This window comes from Arsukibacterium tuosuense, assembly GCF_900215315.1.
Lineage (GTDB): Bacteria > Pseudomonadota > Gammaproteobacteria > Enterobacterales > Alteromonadaceae > Alishewanella > Alishewanella tuosuense.
Map to the genome: position 1 here is coordinate 839,933 of NZ_OBEB01000001.1, position 17,967 is coordinate 857,899.

At 50.5% G+C, this 17,967-nt stretch carries 18 protein-coding genes; 5 read left to right on the plus strand and 13 right to left on the minus strand.

The window, feature by feature from the left end; all coding sequences use genetic code 11:
• Nucleotides 1-45: 45 nt before the first annotated feature.
• The 3 genes from CRO03_RS03910 to CRO03_RS03920 all read right to left on the minus strand — a co-directional run bounded on the left by CRO03_RS03910 (nucleotide 46) and on the right by CRO03_RS03920 (nucleotide 1,505).
• Complete coding sequence (locus CRO03_RS03910; protein ID WP_097110218.1) at nucleotides 46-378, minus strand: hypothetical protein; 333 nt, start codon at nucleotides 376-378, stop codon at nucleotides 46-48.
• On the minus strand, nucleotides 365-910 hold the full coding sequence (locus tag CRO03_RS03915; RefSeq protein ID WP_097110219.1) for a hypothetical protein: 546 nt from the start codon (nucleotides 908-910) through the stop codon (nucleotides 365-367). The genes CRO03_RS03910 and CRO03_RS03915 overlap by 14 nt, the downstream gene beginning before the upstream one ends.
• A 145-nt stretch (nucleotides 911-1,055) precedes the next feature.
• Nucleotides 1,056-1,505, minus strand: a complete 450-nt coding sequence (locus CRO03_RS03920; RefSeq protein WP_097110220.1) for a cupin domain-containing protein — start codon at nucleotides 1,503-1,505, stop codon at nucleotides 1,056-1,058.
• 231 nt (nucleotides 1,506-1,736) lie between these two features.
• Here CRO03_RS03920 and CRO03_RS03925 point away from each other — a divergent pair, with 231 nt between their 5' ends.
• Entirely contained in the window at nucleotides 1,737-3,368 is a 1,632-nt protein-coding gene (locus CRO03_RS03925) for a response regulator (RefSeq protein WP_097110221.1), read from the plus strand.
• Here CRO03_RS03925 and CRO03_RS03930 read toward each other — a convergent pair.
• The 9 genes from CRO03_RS03930 to CRO03_RS03970 all read right to left on the minus strand — a co-directional run bounded on the left by CRO03_RS03930 (nucleotide 3,365) and on the right by CRO03_RS03970 (nucleotide 13,311).
• Entirely contained in the window at nucleotides 3,365-3,862 is a 498-nt protein-coding gene (locus tag CRO03_RS03930; RefSeq protein ID WP_097110222.1) for a DUF2919 family protein, read from the minus strand. The two genes, CRO03_RS03925 and CRO03_RS03930, sit on opposite strands and share 4 nt — an antisense overlap.
• Nucleotides 3,863-3,883: 21 nt before the next feature.
• Nucleotides 3,884-4,219 carry a DUF3392 domain-containing protein gene (locus CRO03_RS03935; RefSeq protein WP_097110223.1) on the minus strand — a complete coding sequence of 112 codons (336 nt, stop codon included), beginning with the start codon at nucleotides 4,217-4,219 and terminating at the stop codon, nucleotides 3,884-3,886.
• On the minus strand, nucleotides 4,219-6,261 hold the full coding sequence (ligA, locus tag CRO03_RS03940; RefSeq protein WP_097110224.1) for an NAD-dependent DNA ligase LigA: 2,043 nt from the start codon (nucleotides 6,259-6,261) through the stop codon (nucleotides 4,219-4,221). The genes CRO03_RS03935 and ligA overlap by 1 nt, the downstream gene beginning before the upstream one ends.
• An 89-nt stretch (nucleotides 6,262-6,350) precedes the next feature.
• Nucleotides 6,351-7,265, minus strand: a complete 915-nt coding sequence (gene zipA / locus CRO03_RS03945; RefSeq protein WP_097110225.1) for a cell division protein ZipA — start codon at nucleotides 7,263-7,265, stop codon at nucleotides 6,351-6,353.
• Nucleotides 7,266-7,285: 20 nt separating this feature from the next.
• Nucleotides 7,286-10,729: a chromosome segregation protein SMC gene (gene smc / locus CRO03_RS03950; RefSeq protein ID WP_097110226.1), complete on the minus strand. Its 3,444-nt coding sequence runs from the start codon at nucleotides 10,727-10,729 to the stop codon at nucleotides 7,286-7,288.
• A 53-nt stretch (nucleotides 10,730-10,782) separates the two neighbouring features.
• Entirely contained in the window at nucleotides 10,783-11,277 is a 495-nt protein-coding gene (locus tag CRO03_RS03955; protein ID WP_097110227.1) for a YcgN family cysteine cluster protein, read from the minus strand.
• A gap of 2 nt (nucleotides 11,278-11,279) precedes the next feature.
• Complete coding sequence (locus CRO03_RS03960; RefSeq protein ID WP_097110228.1) at nucleotides 11,280-11,942, minus strand: fumarylacetoacetate hydrolase family protein; 663 nt, start codon at nucleotides 11,940-11,942, stop codon at nucleotides 11,280-11,282.
• A gap of 3 nt (nucleotides 11,943-11,945) precedes the next feature.
• Nucleotides 11,946-13,028, minus strand: coding sequence for a lytic murein transglycosylase (locus CRO03_RS03965; RefSeq protein WP_097110229.1), 1,083 nt, complete (start codon nucleotides 13,026-13,028; stop codon nucleotides 11,946-11,948).
• A gap of 1 nt (nucleotide 13,029) precedes the next feature.
• On the minus strand, nucleotides 13,030-13,311 hold the full coding sequence (locus tag CRO03_RS03970) for a YcgL domain-containing protein (RefSeq protein WP_097110230.1): 282 nt from the start codon (nucleotides 13,309-13,311) through the stop codon (nucleotides 13,030-13,032).
• Between the two features lie 185 nt (nucleotides 13,312-13,496).
• Between CRO03_RS03970 and minC the strand changes: the two genes are divergently transcribed.
• The 4 genes from minC to acuI all read left to right on the plus strand — a co-directional run bounded on the left by minC (nucleotide 13,497) and on the right by acuI (nucleotide 16,447).
• On the plus strand, nucleotides 13,497-14,207 hold the full coding sequence (gene minC / locus CRO03_RS03975; protein ID WP_245861428.1) for a septum site-determining protein MinC: 711 nt from the start codon (nucleotides 13,497-13,499) through the stop codon (nucleotides 14,205-14,207).
• Nucleotides 14,208-14,218: 11 nt separating this feature from the next.
• Nucleotides 14,219-15,028 carry a septum site-determining protein MinD gene (gene minD, locus CRO03_RS03980; RefSeq protein ID WP_097110231.1) on the plus strand — a complete coding sequence of 270 codons (810 nt, stop codon included), beginning with the start codon at nucleotides 14,219-14,221 and terminating at the stop codon, nucleotides 15,026-15,028.
• 3 nt (nucleotides 15,029-15,031) lie between these two features.
• The gene (gene minE, locus CRO03_RS03985) at nucleotides 15,032-15,292 is read left to right on the plus strand and encodes a cell division topological specificity factor MinE (protein ID WP_097110232.1); all 261 of its coding nucleotides are present in this window, start codon (nucleotides 15,032-15,034) and stop codon (nucleotides 15,290-15,292) included.
• A 177-nt stretch (nucleotides 15,293-15,469) separates the two neighbouring features.
• Entirely contained in the window at nucleotides 15,470-16,447 is a 978-nt protein-coding gene (gene acuI / locus CRO03_RS03990) for an acrylyl-CoA reductase (NADPH) (RefSeq protein ID WP_097110233.1), read from the plus strand.
• Between the two features lie 111 nt (nucleotides 16,448-16,558).
• Here acuI and CRO03_RS03995 read toward each other — a convergent pair whose 3' ends face one another.
• Entirely contained in the window at nucleotides 16,559-17,947 is a 1,389-nt protein-coding gene (locus CRO03_RS03995) for a DUF4397 domain-containing protein (RefSeq protein WP_097110234.1), read from the minus strand.
• Nucleotides 17,948-17,967: the final 20 nt, after the last annotated feature.

Genomic DNA, 17,967 nt, shown 5'->3' on the forward strand with positions numbered 1-17,967 from the left:
TTTATCAGCAGTATGAGTAATAAATTTCATTTGCTAGAAATACTTTTAAATAGTGCTGTTGATAATCGCAATTTTCCAACGCGACTTTACAGAAACCAGACAGCCATAGCCCTTTAGCTCTGTGATGGATACATTTCGGTTTGCAGTAGCAAGCGTTTTACTCAACCAGCCCTTGGTTAAGGTTCCGGAAACACCAAGCAGGTCTGATATCAACTTTTTCATATTCGCATTGCACTTAATACTGGCGGCAATCATCTCTTCAACTACGACTACCGTGTTCTGGTTAAATCCGCTTTTATAAGCTTTAATCGAAGCATCTTCACCAATCATCGCCGTAACAAGTTCGTACAAGCGCTCTTTTTCATTAGTTTTCAACATGCAAACCTCCTTTTATTAAACCGGTAAAATCGGCTCTGCTCATCCCCTGAGCATGAACAGAGAGAATATATTCCACGTTGTCGTCTTTCATTACATAAGCCAGACAGCGCTGCTCTTTGCACAGGCTGAAAAGCTTCCAGCCTTCTTGCTGCTCTACTTCGATATTTGCCAGGCCATAGCTGTAATCAATCTCGGCAGCTGAGTTCTCAAAGACTGCTCTTAGTTCTGAACTTAGCCCAGCTACCGCCTTTAACTTAAGCAAGTAATCCGGGTAAAGACTAAAATCAAAATCAGCGGGTAGCTGCTCTGAGTCTGCAGACAACACTTTGCCGGCAAACAATTGGCCGGAAGCAGATTTAACGGCTAATTCGTCAGTAGCAAACACGGTGGCGTCAGCAAGAAATGATTGGGGAATGGCAATTTTATAATCGGCACTAAACGACAAGGTAGTTTTTGCCTCTGCGGTGCAGGCAGGTAAGCTTGTAAGTAATGCTAATACTGCGAGGCTTTTAATAAAACACTGCTTTCTCATAAACAATTCCATTACTGTGAAGTGCAGCAATGGTAACTATAAATTAACCAACAGTCATCAATAAATTAATTAAAATGCGTTATTCCGAAATCCGGCATCATACAATGATGCCGGTGTGGAAGTGGTTGTTATTTGCCTGCCCCAGCTATTTAGTCGCTGCGCTTGCCACAGGAATGGCGTCAAGCGGCTCAACAAAGCCGATATACAACACACAGGCTTCACCTTTATGGCAATAGGCAGAATGGGGCAGCTGGGCCGGGCCGTAGGCATATTCCCCGGTATTAATGGTAACTTTCTCCTGATTGTCATACATGACATCAAGCGTGCCAGACACCAAAACTATGCGCTCCACTGAGGTATGCATATGATGGGGTATTTCAAAGTCGGCAGGCACTTTAAAGAAGACATCAGTGTTTTTTTTGGCTGGGTCACCTTGTAAAACTGCTAATTCACAGCCTTTTGGGATGAAATCAGGACAGGCTCCCCATTGCAGATTTTTGTCTTTATGCGAGATAACCAGCGCAGTGTCTGCTGCATTTACAACCGTACACAGCAAGAACAAAAATGCCAGCGGAATTAATGTAATTCTTTTCATTTTCGGATCCCTTTGCAGAATGTTTAATTGAACTCCTATTTCACTTCATCGACTACTTGTAAACACTAGTTGCTTATCAAGCTAAAATACAGTTTTTATCCAGCGCTATTTCCGTTCGCATAAGCAGCAACTAACTGCCGTTTACGTTATGCCATTGTTCTGCTGTTGCCAAAGCCAAAACTTGCTATAGTAAGCAAAGTGATTTAATCCCCGGTTGGAACCCTTTACTGCATGAACACAGCGCCGCGCCGCGATGAACGTATTCTGGTGATAGACGACCAAAGTTTAGCTCAGGGCTTTTTACGCTTTGCCCTGGAGCAGCTTGGCTATCAGAATATTTTTCTGGCCGAGCGGGCCAACGTGGCGTTAAACCTGTGCCGGGATAATCAGTTTGACTTAATTATCTGCGCCCACAACCAGCAACAAGGCAAAGATGGCTTTCAGCTATATGAAGAAATTAAAGCCAAAGGCCTGCAACAGCTTAGCTGTGCCATTATTTTTATCAGTGCCGAAACCGACCCATCGCTGGTACACAGCGTGATTGAGCTGCAGCCCGACGAGTTTCTGGCAAAACCTTTCGTGATTAAAGACTTACAACTGAGGATAGAGCGGGTTTTACGCCGTAAGCAACAGCTGCGTGAGGTGTATCAGGCACTGGATGCCAAGGACGACCAGAAAGCACTGGCAGCCATAGATCTGCAACTGGCTGATGCACAGCAGCATAAGCTGTTCCCATTATTGCTTCGTTTAAAAGGCGATGTGCTGCTAAGCCAGAGCGATTACAGCATTGCCGAAAAATTTTTCAGTGCCATGTTAAATATTCAGCCCTTCAGCTGGGCCAGAATGGGCCTGGTACGTTGCCATTTGGCTCAGGGTAAGGAGCAGCAGGCCTTTACTGAGCTGGAGGCCTTGCTGGAGCGCTCAGAAAGCCGCTTGTTTGCACTGGATTTACTGGCCGAGCTGGAATTTAAGCAGCAGCATTTTCAGCAAGCGCAGCAACATTTACTGGAGGCGGCTGAGCTGGCACCCCGTAATATGTTTCGCCAACAGAAATTATTGCAGCTGTCCCGGATAAACCACGACTATGAAAACCAGTACCGGGCAGCGCGTGATATGGTGAAGTACGCCCGTTATTCAATGTATGAGCAGCCCGATTTATACTTAACCCTGGCCCGGGCCAGTATTGATTTTGCCCTGAGCGTAGATGATGAAGAGCAAAGCAGCCGTTTGAACCGCCAGGCCGCGGTGTCACTTAGCACCGTGCAACGCCAGTATACCAACGGCAGCCATGGCGCACTGGAAAGTCAGCAACAGGTGCTGCAGGCCAGACTGTTGTATTTGCAGGATCATAAAGACAAAGCCCAGGCCATGCTGAGCGCACTGCAGCCCCTACAAAAAATAGACTCGGTGGAAGGCGCGCTGGATCGGGCCAAAGCCTTGCATGAAGTCGGCTTAAGCCAGGCCTCGGCTGAATTATTCAGCCAGATAAGCGACCACTGTCAGCGGCAACTGGCCGATCCCTTATTTAATGCCTATATCCAACAAGAGCAACAAGAGCGTTTAGCCATGCGGCTTGGCCCGCGTGAGTTGAACAACAATGCGGTCACCCTTTATAAGCATGGCAATTGGCAGGAAGCCTTTGATGCGTTCAAACTCGCCTACAAGGTCATGCCAAAAAATGCCGGCATCGCGCTAAACTTATGGCAAACTCTGTTAACCAGCCCACGACCACTTTGTGCGCCGTCCAGCAAGCAACAGCTGCTGAATCAGTGCCAGCAGCTGATCGAGACCAGTAACTTAAAACCTGAACAATTGCAGCGCTACCAGCAACTAAAACAAAAACATTTAAACCAACACGCCTAAACTGCTTTAGTGCTCTTTTTAGCCGGCACCGGCTCTGGCCATTCTTTAAAAATAGCCGGCAGGCTTTTACTGAATGCCAGCCACAGCATAGCCAGCACTAACAACATTGGCGCTATCAGCCGCCACGGTGCATCCAGAATAACATCACCATCCAGGCCACTGATGCTGTGAGCAAAATCAGCGAGCGTCACCAACCACAGCAGCCACAGCCCGGGACGCCACAAATAAAACCAGAAACGCTGCCCTTTTGGCCGGCGCTGACTTAACGCCGCCACCAATAACAGTAACGGCAGTGCTATCAGGCAGGCCAGCAAAAAATCATGCTGCCGCGGGTAAAACTGCCCCAGCAAACTATGCTGTGAGCGCATCATACTAAGCTCTGTTACCCAACACAGATAAGGCCTCAGCAATAACAACAGTAAGGCGTAAAAGCGCAGCGGTATCTGTAATAAGCCGTTACTGTCTAGTAAAGGCCAGTACTGTTGGGAACTCATCTGAATGCGGCCACCATCATATTAAACCTGGCGCTTACGCTGCGCCAGCATGCCAAGCGCAATAAAAATTGCCAGACAAACCCAGGGCAGTTCAATATTGGTTAGGCGCACCAGTAAGCCCGCTACTACCGGGGTCAGGAATATCGTGATGGCACCGTAACCAAAGGCGCAAACCAGAATAAAAATACCCGTACGCCAGATAAAGTGCAGGCTGCTTATCTGGCGGCGGATAAAGCGGTTAATATCATCCCCGAACACCACCAGGCAGGTTGCCACCATTGCCAGCGCAATATCGCGGATATAAGGCCGGAACAATAAGCCCCAGTCGGTTAATAGCTGATACAACAACTCCAGCATCAGGTCACTCCGTTACTACTGAATAAATCTAACATCTGTTGCTCAGTCCACACTGGCACCTTCAGCTCGTTCGCCTTGGCCAATTTAGAGCCAGCATTATCGCCGGCAATAACCGCATGGGTTTTCGCCGACACCGAGCCGGATACCTTGGCACCCAATTGTTGCAGACGGGCTTTAGCATCATCCCGCCCCATGCTACTAAGCGTTCCGGTTAACACCACCGTCTGGCCAGCCAGCGGCTGAGCCGATGCCTGCTGTACGGTAATATCGGGCCAATAAATACCCACCTGCTGCAGCTGGGCGATAACCTGCTGGTTATGTGGCTCGGCAAAAAAGCTTTGCAGGTGCTCTGCCACTACCTTGCCCACGTCGTTTACTGCCAGCAGTTGTTCCAGACTGGCGTTCATAATGGCGGGCAGGCTGCCAAAATGCTGGGCCAGATTAAGCGCAGTTGCTTCACCAACTTCGCGAATACCCAGCGCATAAATAAAGCGCGGCAAGCTGGTCTGACACGATGCTTTAATAGCGTTTAACAGCTTTAATGCCGACTTTTCTGCCATGCGGTCTAAGCCAATTAACGCCGGCATATCCAGCGTGTAAATATCGGCCGGGGTTTTAATCAGCTGCTGCTCAACCAACTGCTCCACCAGCTTATCGCCCAGGCCATCAATATCGATGGCTTTACGGCTGACAAAATGTTTAATCGATTCTTTAAGCTGTGCCGGACAAAATAAACCGCCACTGCAACGGGCCACAGCCTCGCCACTGACCCGCTCTACAGCTGAGCCACATACCGGGCATGTCTCGGGAAATAAAATATCCCGGGCATCCAACGGCCGGCGCTCTGTTAATACCGCAACAATTTGCGGGATAACATCGCCCGCCCGGCGCACGGTAACAGTGTCACCTACTTTAATACCCAGCCGGTTAATTTCATCCTGATTGTGTAAGGTGGCATTACTGACTGTCACCCCACCCACCACAACCGGTGTCAGGCGCGCTACCGGAGTAATAGCACCGGTACGGCCGACCTGAAACTCGACATCCAGCAACGTCGTCAACTGCTCCTGCGCCGGAAATTTAAAGGCAATGGCCCAACGCGGCGCCCGCGCCACAAAACCCAGCGCCTGCTGCTGCGCCAGCGACGTCACTTTAATTACCACGCCGTCTATTTCATACGGTAACTGGCTGCGCTTCTCGCCTATTTGCCGGTAGTAAGCCAGTGCCGCCTCACTGCCGTTAACCAGTTGCACTTCCGGACACACCGGTAAGCCCCAGTTTCTCAACTGCATTAAGCGTTGGTAATGGCTTTGGTTATCCAGCCGCTCATCACTATCGCTGATGGCACCAATGCCGTAGGCATAAAACATCAGCGGCCGGGCGGCAGTAATTTTCGGATCCAGCTGGCGTAAGCTGCCGGCGGCAGCATTACGCGGATTGGCAAACACTTTGTCACCCGCCTGCCGCGCTTTGTCATTCATGGCCTGAAAACCGGCCAGTGGCATAAACACCTCACCGCGCACTTCCAGCACCTCTGGTACTTTGCCATTTAGTTGCAGCGGCACTGCCCGGATCGTTTTAACATTGCTGGTGATATCTTCTCCGGTAAAGCCATCACCACGGGTCGCCGCCTGCACCAACAGGCCGTTTTCATAACGAATCGCTACCGCCAGACCGTCAAGCTTTGGCTCGCAGCAATAGGCAAACTCGTCTGCACTGTCAATCCGCTCAGCTATCCGTTTGCTGAAGGCCAGAAAGTCAGCATCTTCAAAGGCATTATCCAGGGACAACATTGGCACGCTATGGCTAACCTGACTGAATTTGGCTAACGGCGCTGCGCCAACGCGCTGGCTGGGAGAGTCAGCAGTAATAAGCTCTGGGTGAGCTTGCTCCAGGCTGACTAATTGCTGAAATAACCGGTCGTACTCAGCATCCGGCACACTGGGATCATCCAGCACATAGTACTGATAATTGTACTGTTGTAATTGCTGACGCAGTTGCTGCAACTGAGCTGCGATATTATTGTTATCTGAAGTTGTCATAGCGCTTATTCTGTCAGGGTTTTAAAAAACACATTTTCGGGAACAAAAACGGCAGGGAGAGCCCTGCCGTACTTGATAAATAGCACCCGCTAGCCATGAATCAGCTGCTGGCGCTGAAATTCACGAATTTTATCCACGTAGTGCCGAACGGTTTGTACGGTTAATACGCTGCGCTGGCCATCCAGAACCTGGCCACCGAACTCCTCGGCCAGCTTTTTGGCGGCATTGTGCATCAGGTTAAAATTCTGCAGCGGCTCACCCGGGCCGGGCAAGGTCATAAACAAACTTAAACCGCGGGTGCTGATTTTATCTATCTGCTCTAAATCAAAGGTGCCGGGGTTAAACATGTTGGCCAGGCTGAATAGCACCTCACCGCCGCCTGCGCTGTCCAGATGACGGTGAAAAATATCCATATCGCCATATTTAAAACCAAGAGGTAACAATGCCGACAATAAGTCGGGACCTTTGATATCACGTCCCTCTGGTAACAACACATACAAAATAAGCACTTCAGATGGCTGATGAGCCGGTTTCTGCTCCGGCTCTGCCGGTTTAGTTGTAGAATCGTTTTCAGGCTGTCGGCTGCGCGGGCTTTCGTCATCAGCCAGGGCACTGAAGTTTATTGCCGGTTCAGTTTTTTCTGCCGGGCCGTCGAAATCGAACTCTGGCTGTTGCCGGGCCAGATCACTGGCAGAACGGCTGTTTTTTGGCTGAGTTACCGTTTGAGAATGGGTTGAAGCCGGGCTGATTTTCGGCTCTGTCCGCTCAGGGCCTGCGGCTCCGTCAACATTACCACTGCGCGATTTCAAGACCCGCACCGGACCTACGCCTAAATCATCAAACCCTTCGCTATGCTCTGGCTCTGCCGTTGGCGTAGTATCAGGATGATAGCGATGGCCAGCCTGGCGGTTATTTTTCCGTACCGTCCAAAGCCCATGAATAAACAGACCGCCTAACACCAGCGCCCCTAAAATAATTAACACTAATCTTAACTCATCAGCCATAGTCGTACCTTATTATGTTATCAGGCTACTGCCAGCTTGACAGCATCATCCACATCCACAGCCACTACCCGCGATACTCCAGGCTCTTGCATGGTCACGCCCATCAGCTGTGCTGCCATCTCCATGGCAATTTTATTGTGGCTAATATATATAAACTGCACCGTTGCTGACATTTCCCGCACCAGATTACAAAACCGGCCGACGTTAGCGTCATCTAACGGTGCATCTACCTCATCCAGCATACAAAACGGTGCCGGATTCAGTCTGAATATTGAAAACACCAATGATAAGGCCGTTAGCGCTTTTTCACCACCCGATAATAAATGAATTGTGCTGTTTTTTTTGCCCGGCGGTCTGGCCATGATAGTAACACCGGTTTCCAGTAAGTCATCTTCGGTCAGATCCAGATAAGCACTGCCGCCGCCAAATACCTTGGGAAACAGCCCTTTCAGCCCTTCGTTTACCTGTTCAAAGGTGTCTTTAAACTTCTGCCGGGTTTCCTTATCAATTTTGCGCATCGCATTTTCCAGAGTGTCCAGTGCCGAGGTTAAATCATCGTGCTGGCTGTCCAGGTAACGCTTACGCTCTGCCTGTTGCTCATATTCGTCAATCGCCGCCAGGTTTATCGCTCCTAAGCGGCTGACCGCTTCAACGGTTTTATCCAGTTGCTGCTGCCACTGGCTTTCAGCAGCGTCGGCCGCCAATTGTGGTATCACATCTTTAATATTGACCTGCTGTTCCCGCAACAGTTCCAGCATATTGTTAGCCCGGATCCGACAACCCTCGGCGTCAAGGCGCAACGACTCAATCTGTTGTCGTTTCTGGTTAAGCTGCTGCATAATGCCCTGCTGGCCTTGCTCCAGCTCGCGCATCTGCTGCTCTAAACCCGCCAGTAAATCAGTGGCGGCCACCATGGCCTGCTCGGCATCTTCACGGCTTAACAGCGCTTCCTGCAACTGCTCCTGCAACAAAATTTCCGGCTCATTATTGTCAGCAAGCTGCCGCTCTAAGCCAACTATTTGCTCCCGTAGCTGGGCTAATTGCAGCTGCGCCCGGCTCAGGTTCTGACTCAGGCTTTGCTGTTGCCGCTCAGCCAGAGTTAACTGGGTGTGTAATTGCCGGCAATGCTCTTTTTGCTGTTCAAAACGCTGACTGCTCTGCTGCAGCGCCAGCTGTGCCTGCTGCTGCGCCTGTTGCAACACATGCTCCGCGTCCGCATGCTCAGCCAGCGTATCCTCTGCTTGCTGTTGACGTTCCTCTAACACTGCCAGTTCGGTTTCCAGCTCAAGAAGACGACTGCTAAGTTGCTGACATTCCGCCGCCAGCTGTAATTGCTGCTGCCGGGCTATTTTTGCAGCCTGAGCCTGCAACTGACGTTCGGTATCGGCCTGTTGCAACTGTTGGCGTAATTCGGCAAGTAACTGCTGTTGCTCTGTTAATGCGTGGCGCGCTTCACTGTCAGCTTGCTGTGCTGCAGCTGACTGCTCACTTAATAAATCCTGCTCATTGCTCAATTCAGTTAGTTCAGTAGTAATCGCGGTTAGCCGCTCGCGGCGCAGCAGGCTGGAGTCGGTGCTGTCACTATTGCTGCTATGGCCCCAGTTCTGACCGAGCCAATGCCCCTCAGCGGTGATCACCGATTGGCCTGGGCTAAGTTTAGCGGCAATGCCCTGGGCCAGGGCCAGATTGTCGGCGAGTTGAATTGTCTGAAAATAATCAGGGTAACAGCCGTCGCTAATCACACTGGCCAGGGTACCCGGCTGTGCGGGCAGGCTGTTTTCTAATGACTTTTCTGCTGGTAAATGTGGTGCCCTGACATAACAAAAGTTTTCGCTTTCTGCTGCATCAGCGCTAATGCCGGCGTGTTGCAAGGCACCAAGCGCAGCCGCTACTGCGCCAGCCCAGCCCGGCTGCACCACTAACTGCGCCAGTAATGCCTGCTGGTTTTGTTGCTGGCGGCCATCAAGTGCCACCAGTCGCTGCTGTTCCTGTGTTAAAATCTGTTGCCGGGTAGCGATGGCCGCTAACTGCTGCTTCAGTGTGGCGCTGTGGCTTGCCATTTGCTCCGCCGCTAACCGGGCCTGTTCAACGTCCTGCATAGCGGCCTCGCTGGCAGCAGTTAATTGCTGCTGCCGGGCGGTAATGGCCTCAATACTCTGCTCAGGTTGCTGCTGTTGTAACTGCGCTGATTGTTGCTGGCGCTGCGCTAACTGGCTCTGGTACTGGCCGGCCTGATTACTGGCGTTTTGCCAGGCTAACTGCGCCTGCTGTTGCTGTTGGCGCAGGTTAAAATGCTGCTGTTGCCACTGTTGCCACTGCTGTTGTTGTTCAGTCAGATAAGCCTGCGCCTGCTGTAACTGTTGCTCAAGCTCGGCCAGTTGCTCTTCGCTCAGCGCTAACTCCGGACTATGCTGCTGTTGCTCACTAATCAGCTCTGCCAGCTGTTGCTGCTCAGTACCGATAAACTGCTCGCTGTCTGCCAGGGCTTGTTGTTTTTGCTGCAGCTGGCTGCTGAGGATCTGTTGCTGCTGGCGCTGATGCAGAATTTGTTGCTCCAGCCGGCTAATGGTATTGCCCAGCTGATAAAAGCGACTTTGCTGCAGCTCAGCTTGCTGGCGGGCATCGGTGGTTTGCTCTTTTAATTCAATAAGTATGCGCTGCTCGCCCTGCATGCCGGCCTGGTATTTCTCCAGCTCGGTTTCCTGCAGCACTAACTGCTGTTCCAGCTCTGTTAACTGGTTATTAAAGCGCAGCCATTTTAAGGTGGTAAGCTCTGCTTTAAGTTTGCGCTCCTGCGCTTTGAGTTCTTTATAACGCTGGGCGGTGCTGGCCTGGCGTTTTAATTTGTCGATATTCTTCGCCAGCTCTTCACGCACATCGGCCAGCCGGTCGAGGTTCTCCCGGGTATGTTTAATCCGGTTTTCGGTTTCGCGCCTACGCTCTTTATACTTGGAAATGCCGGCGGCTTCTTCAATAAATACCCGTAATTCCTGTGGCTTGGATTCTATCAGCCGCGAGATCATGCCTTGCTCGATAATGGCGTAACTGCGTGGCCCGAGGCCAGTGCCCAGAAAAATATCGGTAATGTCCCGCCGGCGGCATTTGCTGCCATTTAGAAAATAAGTAGACTGCGCTTCGCGGGTAACCAGCCGTTTAATGGAAATTTCACTGCGATCGGCCATATTGCCACTAAGCCGGCCTTCGGTGTTTTCAAAAACCAGCTCAACCGTTGCCTGAGAAACCGGCTTGCGCTGGCCTGAGCCATTAAAAATAACATCGGTCATGGCGTCGCCGCGCAGGTTTTTCGCCGAGCTCTCACCCAGTACCCAGCGCACCGCATCAATCACATTAGATTTACCGCAGCCGTTCGGGCCGACTACGGCCGTCATCTGTTCAGGAAAAGGTACCTGAGTTGGGTCAACGAAGGACTTAAAGCCCGCCAGTTTAATGTGTTTTAAGCGCATTTGTGCCCGGCATTATTATTGTTGTTAGGATGCGTTGTTACTGTATTTAACTGCTAATCTAAATCGTTTAATGGCCAGCGAACAATAAAATCTTCAAAATTATCCATATCTACCTGGGTTTCACAGATGGTTTTATTACGCACTGACATTTGCTTTTTATGCATCAGGCTTTTTTTACCATTGTTCAAAAGCGGATGCCAGCTGGGCAAGCCGCGGCCTTCATGCAGACGGCGATAAGCACAGCTGGTCGGCATAAAGAAAATGTCTTTCAGGTTTGCTTTAGTCAGCTGAATACAGTCGGGCACCAGCACACTGCGCTGGCTGTACTCAGTGCATTCACACTTGTGGCTGTTCAGATAGCGGCAGCCAATATTGGTGTACTGCACCTGCTCATCAGCCTTTAACACGCTGGTAGGCCCCTGCTCTTCATCATCATCAATAAATTTATTCAGACAGCATTTTGCACAGCCATCGCACAGCGCTTCCCATTCCTCGGTGTTCATTTCATCGAGGGTTTTTGTTTCCCAGTAGCGCTCTGCTAATGCCATTGTTAACTTACCTTTGTCGTTACGGTTAAATAGTCGGCCAGTTGCAGCCGCAGCTGATCGCCAGCTTGTAAAGGCCCGACACCCGCCGGCGTACCGGTAAGCACCATATCACCGGGCAAGAGGGTAAAGTGCTGTGACATTTCACTGATCAGCTGACTGATGCCGCGGATCATATTGGCACTGTTGCCGTGCTGTCGCTCCACACCGTTAACGGCTAAACTAAAATCCAGCTGCTGCGGATGGGCAATATCGGCTGCCGGCACAAAACCGGCCACCGGACAGGCACCGTCAAAGCCTTTGGCGACTTCCCAGGGCCGGCCCAGTTGCTTTAAATTCGCCTGCACGTCGCGCAGGGTTAAATCCAACGCCAGACTGTAGCCCCAAATTGCAGCAGCAACCTGCTCAGCCGACGCCGCAGTTAGTGGCTTATTGATCAGTACCGCTATTTCCAGCTCATTATGCACCGCGCCACGCCCGGTCGGAATAGCAAAAGCCGGTGCCAGCGGGCACAATGCCGTAGCGGGTTTAATAAAAAATAATGCCTCAGCAGCAGTTTTACTCTGCATTTCGGCAATATGATCCTGATAATTCTGACCAATACACACTACTTTACCCAATGGTAGCGCCAGCGGGCTGCCATCGATGTGCTGATGAAAATAGCTCATTGTTTACTCAGCAATAATCAGGTCGGCCAGGTAGCCAACACTAGTAACAAAGTAATAAGAGCGGTTCCAGTGCATCAGGCTTTTATAGTTGTCATAACCTAAAAAGGCCCGGCCACCCTCGCCATCTGGCAGTACCAGGGCAGCTTGTAAATCCCGCGCAGGTAAGTCTGTGCCATTTAGCCGGCGCACCCCCAGCTCATTCCATTTGGCCAGGCTGCGGGCAGAGTCGTTCCAGCGCCCTAGCCAGGCGGTCCGCGCCAGGCTGCCACGTTGAATGGCCAAACCGGCATCAAACCCTTCGGGCAATACCACTTCCCGTCCCCAGGTAATACTGTTATCCCAGTCCTGCTGTTTTAAATAGTTGGCAATCGACGCAAACACATCCAGCTGATTGGTCCAGATATCTTTTTTACCATCACCGTCACCATCCTGGGCATAGGCCAGAAATGAGCTTGGCATAAACTGGCTCTGGCCCATCGCGCCGGCCCAGGACCCTTTCATATCGGCAAAGCTGATATGGCCCTCGGCCAGAATATCCAACGCATTAAAAAATTCCTGGCGGAAAAAGGTTTCGCGCCGGCCATCATATGCCAGGGTGGCTAACGCAGACGGAATGGAATAATTGCCCATAAAGCGGCCGAAGCTGCTCTCCAGCCCCCACAGGGCAACAATAAAGCGTGGCTGCACACCATATTTTTCACCAATTTTTTCCAGCTCTGGCAAATACTGCTTATAAAAGCCCCGGGCCATGGTGATCCTGATATCACTTACCCGCTTGGGCAAATAGGTACTGAGGGTTTCAACGACTTCAGGCTGGCTCTGATCCGCTTTTACCACCCGCTCGTGAAAAGTTAACGAGCTGAACACTTCATCCAGCAGGGCCTGATCATAGCCTTTTTGCTCAGCCTCCTGCCGTAAAGCTGCCGTGTATTGTTCAAAGCTGGGCTTAGCCGGTTGCTCAGCAGCCGCTGCTTCAGGCTGATTGCTGGTCTGGCTGGTTGCAGCAATACTGCCAGCAGGATGGATTAAACTGCTTGCCAACAATGCTGGCAAGCCAAGGTTTTTCAGCGCTAATTTTAATTTCATACTAACCTTTTTCTGTCTGGATACTGGCTTTATGCTGAGCCAGCAGGTTTTCGGGTGGGGGTGGTAACTGCAGATAAAACCCCTGTGAACTGAGAGCAGAACGTAACTTATGAATATCAACCTGGGCCAAATGTTCCCGCTTTGCCAAATTAAGTATGGTTACCAGCTGCGGCTTACCAAAAGTGGTCATTAAAGCAGCGGGCACTGGACTGAAATCGTCGCGCCGTTCAACATACAGGTAAGTGCCCTCTTTGCGCGGGCTTTTATAAACAACACATAACATCAATAAAACGTCTTCGCTACCTTGCCTAACAGAGGGCGAAACTATAACATGAAGCACAGGTAATGCGCACTGACCAGTACGTCAGGTGCATAAATAATACTGCTTATCGCAGTGACAAAAATAACGCGTGCGCCGATAGTTTTATGTCTGATAATTCGTTAGAACTGAAAGGGAGTTTATTCCCTATGTCAGTGTTGCACTGTGCTGATTTAAGCGTGGCAACCCTGCAAAAATTATTAAGCGCCAAACTGGCGCAAGCGCCTGCATTTTTTCTGCAGGCCCCTATCGTCCTCAACCTTAGCGATGTTAGCCAAACTCCCGACTTTGCCTCATTAAAACACCTGTTTATGGAGCTTAAGCTGGTATTAGTTGGGGTAACTGCGGCCAATGCCGGGCAAAAAGCCGCAGCCCATGCCGCCGGCCTGGCTGTATTGCAAGCGGGTAAAGCCAGCATAAAAGCAAAAGAGCCGGCAGCCGTGCAACAACCTGCCCAAAACCCGGCTGCTGAGGTTGCTGACAACACATCCGCTGCCAACAATTCTGCGGTTGCTGCAGTAGCCGCGACCATGGACAGCAAAGTCGTTGAGCAAACGGTGCGCTCTGGCCAGCAAATTTATGCCAAAGGTACCGACTTAATCGTTAAAGGAGCGGTTGGTGCCGGTGCAGAAGTGATCGCCGATGGCAACATTCATATCTATGGCTCGCTACGGGGCAAGGCGATAGCCGGTGCCAGTGGCGATACCAGCAAGCGAATTTATTGTTATAACCTGCAGGCAGAATTAGTGTCTATTGCCGGTAATTACTGGCTCAGTGATAGTTTGCAGGGCAAATTTTGGGGCAAATCAGCCTGCATTAAGATGCAGGACGATAGCTTAGTCATCTCTGAATTAGTGTAAGGATACTCACTATGGCAAAAATTATTGTGGTTACATCGGGTAAAGGCGGTGTTGGCAAAACCACATCCAGTGCCGCTATTGGCACCGGCCTGGCGCTGGCCGGCCATAAAACCGTTATCGTCGATTTTGATATCGGCCTGCGTAACCTCGACTTAATAATGGGTTGCGAGCGCCGGGTAGTGTACGACTTTGTGAATGTGATTAATGGCGAAGCCAATTTAAAACAAACGCTGATCAAAGATAAGCGCACCGATAATCTGTTTATATTACCCGCGTCTCAAACCCGCGATAAAGACGCGCTGACCCGTGAAGGTGTCGAGAAAGTATTAAACGAGCTGGCCAAAGACTTCGACTTTATTATTTGTGACTCACCGGCCGGTATTGAATCCGGCGCGATGATGGCGCTGTATTTTGCCGATGAAGCGGTAGTAGTAACTAACCCTGAAGTTTCATCAGTGCGCGACTCTGACCGGATCCTTGGCATGTTATCCAGCAAATCACGCCGGGCTGAACAGGGCCTGGAAGGCATTAAAGAGCATTTACTGCTAACCCGCTATAACCCGGAGCGGGTAGAAAAAGGCGAAATGCTGAGCGTTGAGGACGTAAAAGAAATTCTGGCAATTGAATTAGTGGGTGTTATTCCCGAATCACAGGCAGTATTAAATGCCTCTAACTCGGGCCAGCCGGTAATTCTGGATAAAGACAGCGACGCCGGCCAGGCCTATCTGGATACCATAAAGCGCTTATTAGGCGAGCAAGTGCCGTTCCGTTTTCTTACCGTGGAGAAAAAGGGCTTTATTAAAAGGATTTTCGGAGGATAACTGATGTCATTACTGGATTATTTTCGCTCAACTAAGAAAAACACCGCCAATACCGCCAAAGAGCGGCTGCAGATTATTGTCGCGCACGAGCGCAAGCGTCGTAACGGCCCGGATTATCTGCCGCAACTGGAACGCGATATTCTGGAAGTTATCCGTAAATACGTTGATATTCCGGCTGATCAAATCGCTGTATCGCTGGAGCAGCGCGGCGACCAGATCTCAGTACTGGAACTCAACGTCACCTTCCCGGATGATAAGCGTTAAGCTTTTTAAACGTTATAATAATAACCAGCCCGCTTATTGCGGGCTTTTTATTTCCTCCTGCAACATACCAGCATCAGTGACCTGTCACTTGCAAAGTGACTAAACATCGCTCATTTTTAGTCTGGACAAGATATTTTAACTGAGACACTAAATAGATAAGTCTTATTGGAGCAATACATGTTTAAAGCCATTTTAATTAATAAAGACGAGCACGGGTATCACGCAGTATTAAGCGATGTAGACGAACAGCAACTGCCAGCAGGTGATGTTACGGTTAACGTACTGGCCAGTACCATCAATTATAAAGACGCACTGGCCATTACCGGTAAAGCGCCGGTGGTGCGCAGTTTTCCTATGGTACCTGGCATTGATCTTGTAGGTGAGGTGCTGCAATCTGACTCTGCGCGCTTTAACGTCGGCGATAAGGTATTGCTAAATGGTTTTGGTGTTGGTGAAAGACACTGGGGCGGCCTGGCACAAAAAGCCCGCCTCGACAGCAGCTGGCTGATTTCTCTGCCTGCAAGTTTAACCCCTGAAAATGCAATGGCAGTGGGCACCGCCGGCTACACGGCCATGTTGTGCGTATTGGCACTGCAAAAGCACGGGATTACCCCTCAGCATGGCGAAGTGCTGGTTACCGGCGCGAATGGCGGTGTGGGTAGCTATGCGGTGCGGATATTAACGAAACTCGGCTATCAGGTAGTTGCGGCTACGGGGCGGCCAGATGAAAGTGCCTACCTTAAAAAACTTGGCGCGGTAGAAATTTTGCCACGCAGCCAGCTGAGTGAGCCAGGAAAACCGCTACAAAAAGAGCGCTGGGCCGCTGTGGTAGATTGTGTGGGAAGTCACACCCTGGCAAATGCCTGTGCCAGCACCCGCTATGGTGGTGCCGTTGCGGCCTGTGGTTTGGCGCAGGGCATGGACTTTCCATCATCCGTTGCCCCCTTTATTCTGCGCGGGGTGACCTTATACGGCATTGATAGCGTAATGCGGCCGTTGGCTGATCGCGTGCAGGCATGGCAGCATTTGAGTGAAATACTCAGCCCGGAAGATTTTAACGCCATAAGCCAGGTTATTTCGTTAGATGAAGTCATTGATACCGCCTCAGCGTTACTGGCAGGTAAGATTCAAGGCAGAATCATCGTAAAAATGTGATCATAAAAAGGCAAAATATTTCACTGCTAATAATTAAAAATAACCGATACAAAAACGCCCGCTAATGCGGGCGTTTTTAAGCGACTTATACAGAACCGTTAAAGTGGCTTATTACTCTGCTACAAAACCATCCATTACTGTTAAACCTACACCCATTAAGCCGGCGCCGTCGCGGGCAATGGCGGTGTAAATTTTATTCGCTTCCAGCATCAGGGCGCCGGTTTCAATGGCAGCGGTTTTGGTACCGGTTGGGGTTACTGTTACAAAATATTCACCTGCGGCCAGTGGCACATAGCCGGTTTCTGCTTTAAACGGCACGTCGCTGAAAGCTGGCATTACATCGGCAATATTACCATCGGCTGTGACATAGATATCAACATTGCCAGCCAGGGTAGAACCATGGACGATGCGAACACGGGCTTCAGTTGCTACAGTACGGGTGTTGTCCATCAGAATAAGCGGCTCGATGGCAAAATCATCGGCATCACTTAGTGAGCCAACCGCCAGCACAGAGTAAAACGCACCCGCTTCCAGCGTTACATCAGCATCTATTACTGCAGTCTCAGTATTAGCGACTGCAACTTTAACATTGTAGTCGCCGGGCGCTGGCGCAACATAACCGGTGAAATCCGGGAAAGCTAAGTCTGATACCAATGGCTCGGCGAAGTTATCATTAACTACGACATCAACTGCCGGCGCATCTGAGACATTATGTACCACCCGCAGTGAAGAGGTTGTGCCGTCATCCAGAATAGGTAATACATCGCCCTCTGGTGTTACGGCAATTAATGATACCGGTGACGCACCTGAGTACTCACTGTTAATGGCGGCAACCACTAAATCCATACCACCGGACAGCTCCAGGGTGTTGCTGTCAAAAACGACAGTGTCGGTACCCGGCAGGGTAATTCGCACCCGGTAATCACCGGCAGGAACATCCAGGGCTTCGGTAAATTCAGTGAACGCCAGGGTGGTAAGCGGTGCACCCAGCTCGTCATCAGGCGCTGTAACATGAATATCTACTGCTGGCGCTGCCGAGGCAGCATGCACAACTTGCAGCCGGACGTTACCTTCGGCTAAATCGGCTACATCAGACGTTACTACTAATGGCGCCAGGGTTTCATCGGCAACTAAGCCTACTGCAAACACCTTGTAATTGGTGGCCTCTGCCAATGCCAACTCGGCAACATCTATTACAGTTGCGGTGTTACCCTCACCCGGCAAAATAGCGTCGACCGCTACCGCGTAGTCGGCAGGCGGTAAGCTAAAGTTCTCGGAACTGCTGCCATAGGCCAGGTTTTCAATGGCTACATCGCCATTCACACTGACATTTACTGCCGGGGCATCAAATGACGCGTGGATAACCCGCAGGGTAGCATCAACTACTGGCGGTGGTGGTGGCGGTGGAGTCGGTGTTGGTAAATCTGAATCACTGTCAAAACAACCTGTAAGTGATAAAGTTAAAACTGCCGGAACGGCAAATTTTAGTATTCCTTTCATGGTTATTACCCTTCAGTTAT

What these genes read in the sequence shown, in the direction of transcription:
- CRO03_RS03995 (WP_097110234.1), bottom strand. Translation starts at nt 17,947, where the DNA reads ATGAAAGGAATACTAAAATTTGCCGTTCCGGCAGTTTTAACTTTATCA.
- CRO03_RS03930 (WP_097110222.1), bottom strand. Translation starts at nt 3,862, where the DNA reads ATGAGTTCCCAACAGTACTGGCCTTTACTAGACAGTAACGGCTTATTA.
- minE (WP_097110232.1), top strand. Translation starts at nt 15,032, where the DNA reads ATGTCATTACTGGATTATTTTCGCTCAACTAAGAAAAACACCGCCAAT.
- smc (WP_097110226.1), bottom strand. Translation starts at nt 10,729, where the DNA reads ATGCGCTTAAAACACATTAAACTGGCGGGCTTTAAGTCCTTCGTTGAC.
- CRO03_RS03955 (WP_097110227.1), bottom strand. Translation starts at nt 11,277, where the DNA reads ATGGCATTAGCAGAGCGCTACTGGGAAACAAAAACCCTCGATGAAATG.
- ligA (WP_097110224.1), bottom strand. Translation starts at nt 6,261, where the DNA reads ATGACAACTTCAGATAACAATAATATCGCAGCTCAGTTGCAGCAACTG.
- CRO03_RS03920 (WP_097110220.1), bottom strand. Translation starts at nt 1,505, where the DNA reads ATGAAAAGAATTACATTAATTCCGCTGGCATTTTTGTTCTTGCTGTGT.
- CRO03_RS03960 (WP_097110228.1), bottom strand. Translation starts at nt 11,942, where the DNA reads ATGAGCTATTTTCATCAGCACATCGATGGCAGCCCGCTGGCGCTACCA.
- minD (WP_097110231.1), top strand. Translation starts at nt 14,219, where the DNA reads ATGGCAAAAATTATTGTGGTTACATCGGGTAAAGGCGGTGTTGGCAAA.
- CRO03_RS03915 (WP_097110219.1), bottom strand. Translation starts at nt 910, where the DNA reads ATGAGAAAGCAGTGTTTTATTAAAAGCCTCGCAGTATTAGCATTACTT.
- CRO03_RS03965 (WP_097110229.1), bottom strand. Translation starts at nt 13,028, where the DNA reads ATGAAATTAAAATTAGCGCTGAAAAACCTTGGCTTGCCAGCATTGTTG.
- CRO03_RS03970 (WP_097110230.1), bottom strand. Translation starts at nt 13,311, where the DNA reads ATGTTATGTGTTGTTTATAAAAGCCCGCGCAAAGAGGGCACTTACCTG.
- CRO03_RS03935 (WP_097110223.1), bottom strand. Translation starts at nt 4,219, where the DNA reads ATGCTGGAGTTGTTGTATCAGCTATTAACCGACTGGGGCTTATTGTTC.
- acuI (WP_097110233.1), top strand. Translation starts at nt 15,470, where the DNA reads ATGTTTAAAGCCATTTTAATTAATAAAGACGAGCACGGGTATCACGCA.
- CRO03_RS03910 (WP_097110218.1), bottom strand. Translation starts at nt 378, where the DNA reads ATGTTGAAAACTAATGAAAAAGAGCGCTTGTACGAACTTGTTACGGCG.
- CRO03_RS03925 (WP_097110221.1), top strand. Translation starts at nt 1,737, where the DNA reads ATGAACACAGCGCCGCGCCGCGATGAACGTATTCTGGTGATAGACGAC.
- zipA (WP_097110225.1), bottom strand. Translation starts at nt 7,265, where the DNA reads ATGGCTGATGAGTTAAGATTAGTGTTAATTATTTTAGGGGCGCTGGTG.
- minC (WP_245861428.1), top strand. Translation starts at nt 13,497, where the DNA reads ATGTCAGTGTTGCACTGTGCTGATTTAAGCGTGGCAACCCTGCAAAAA.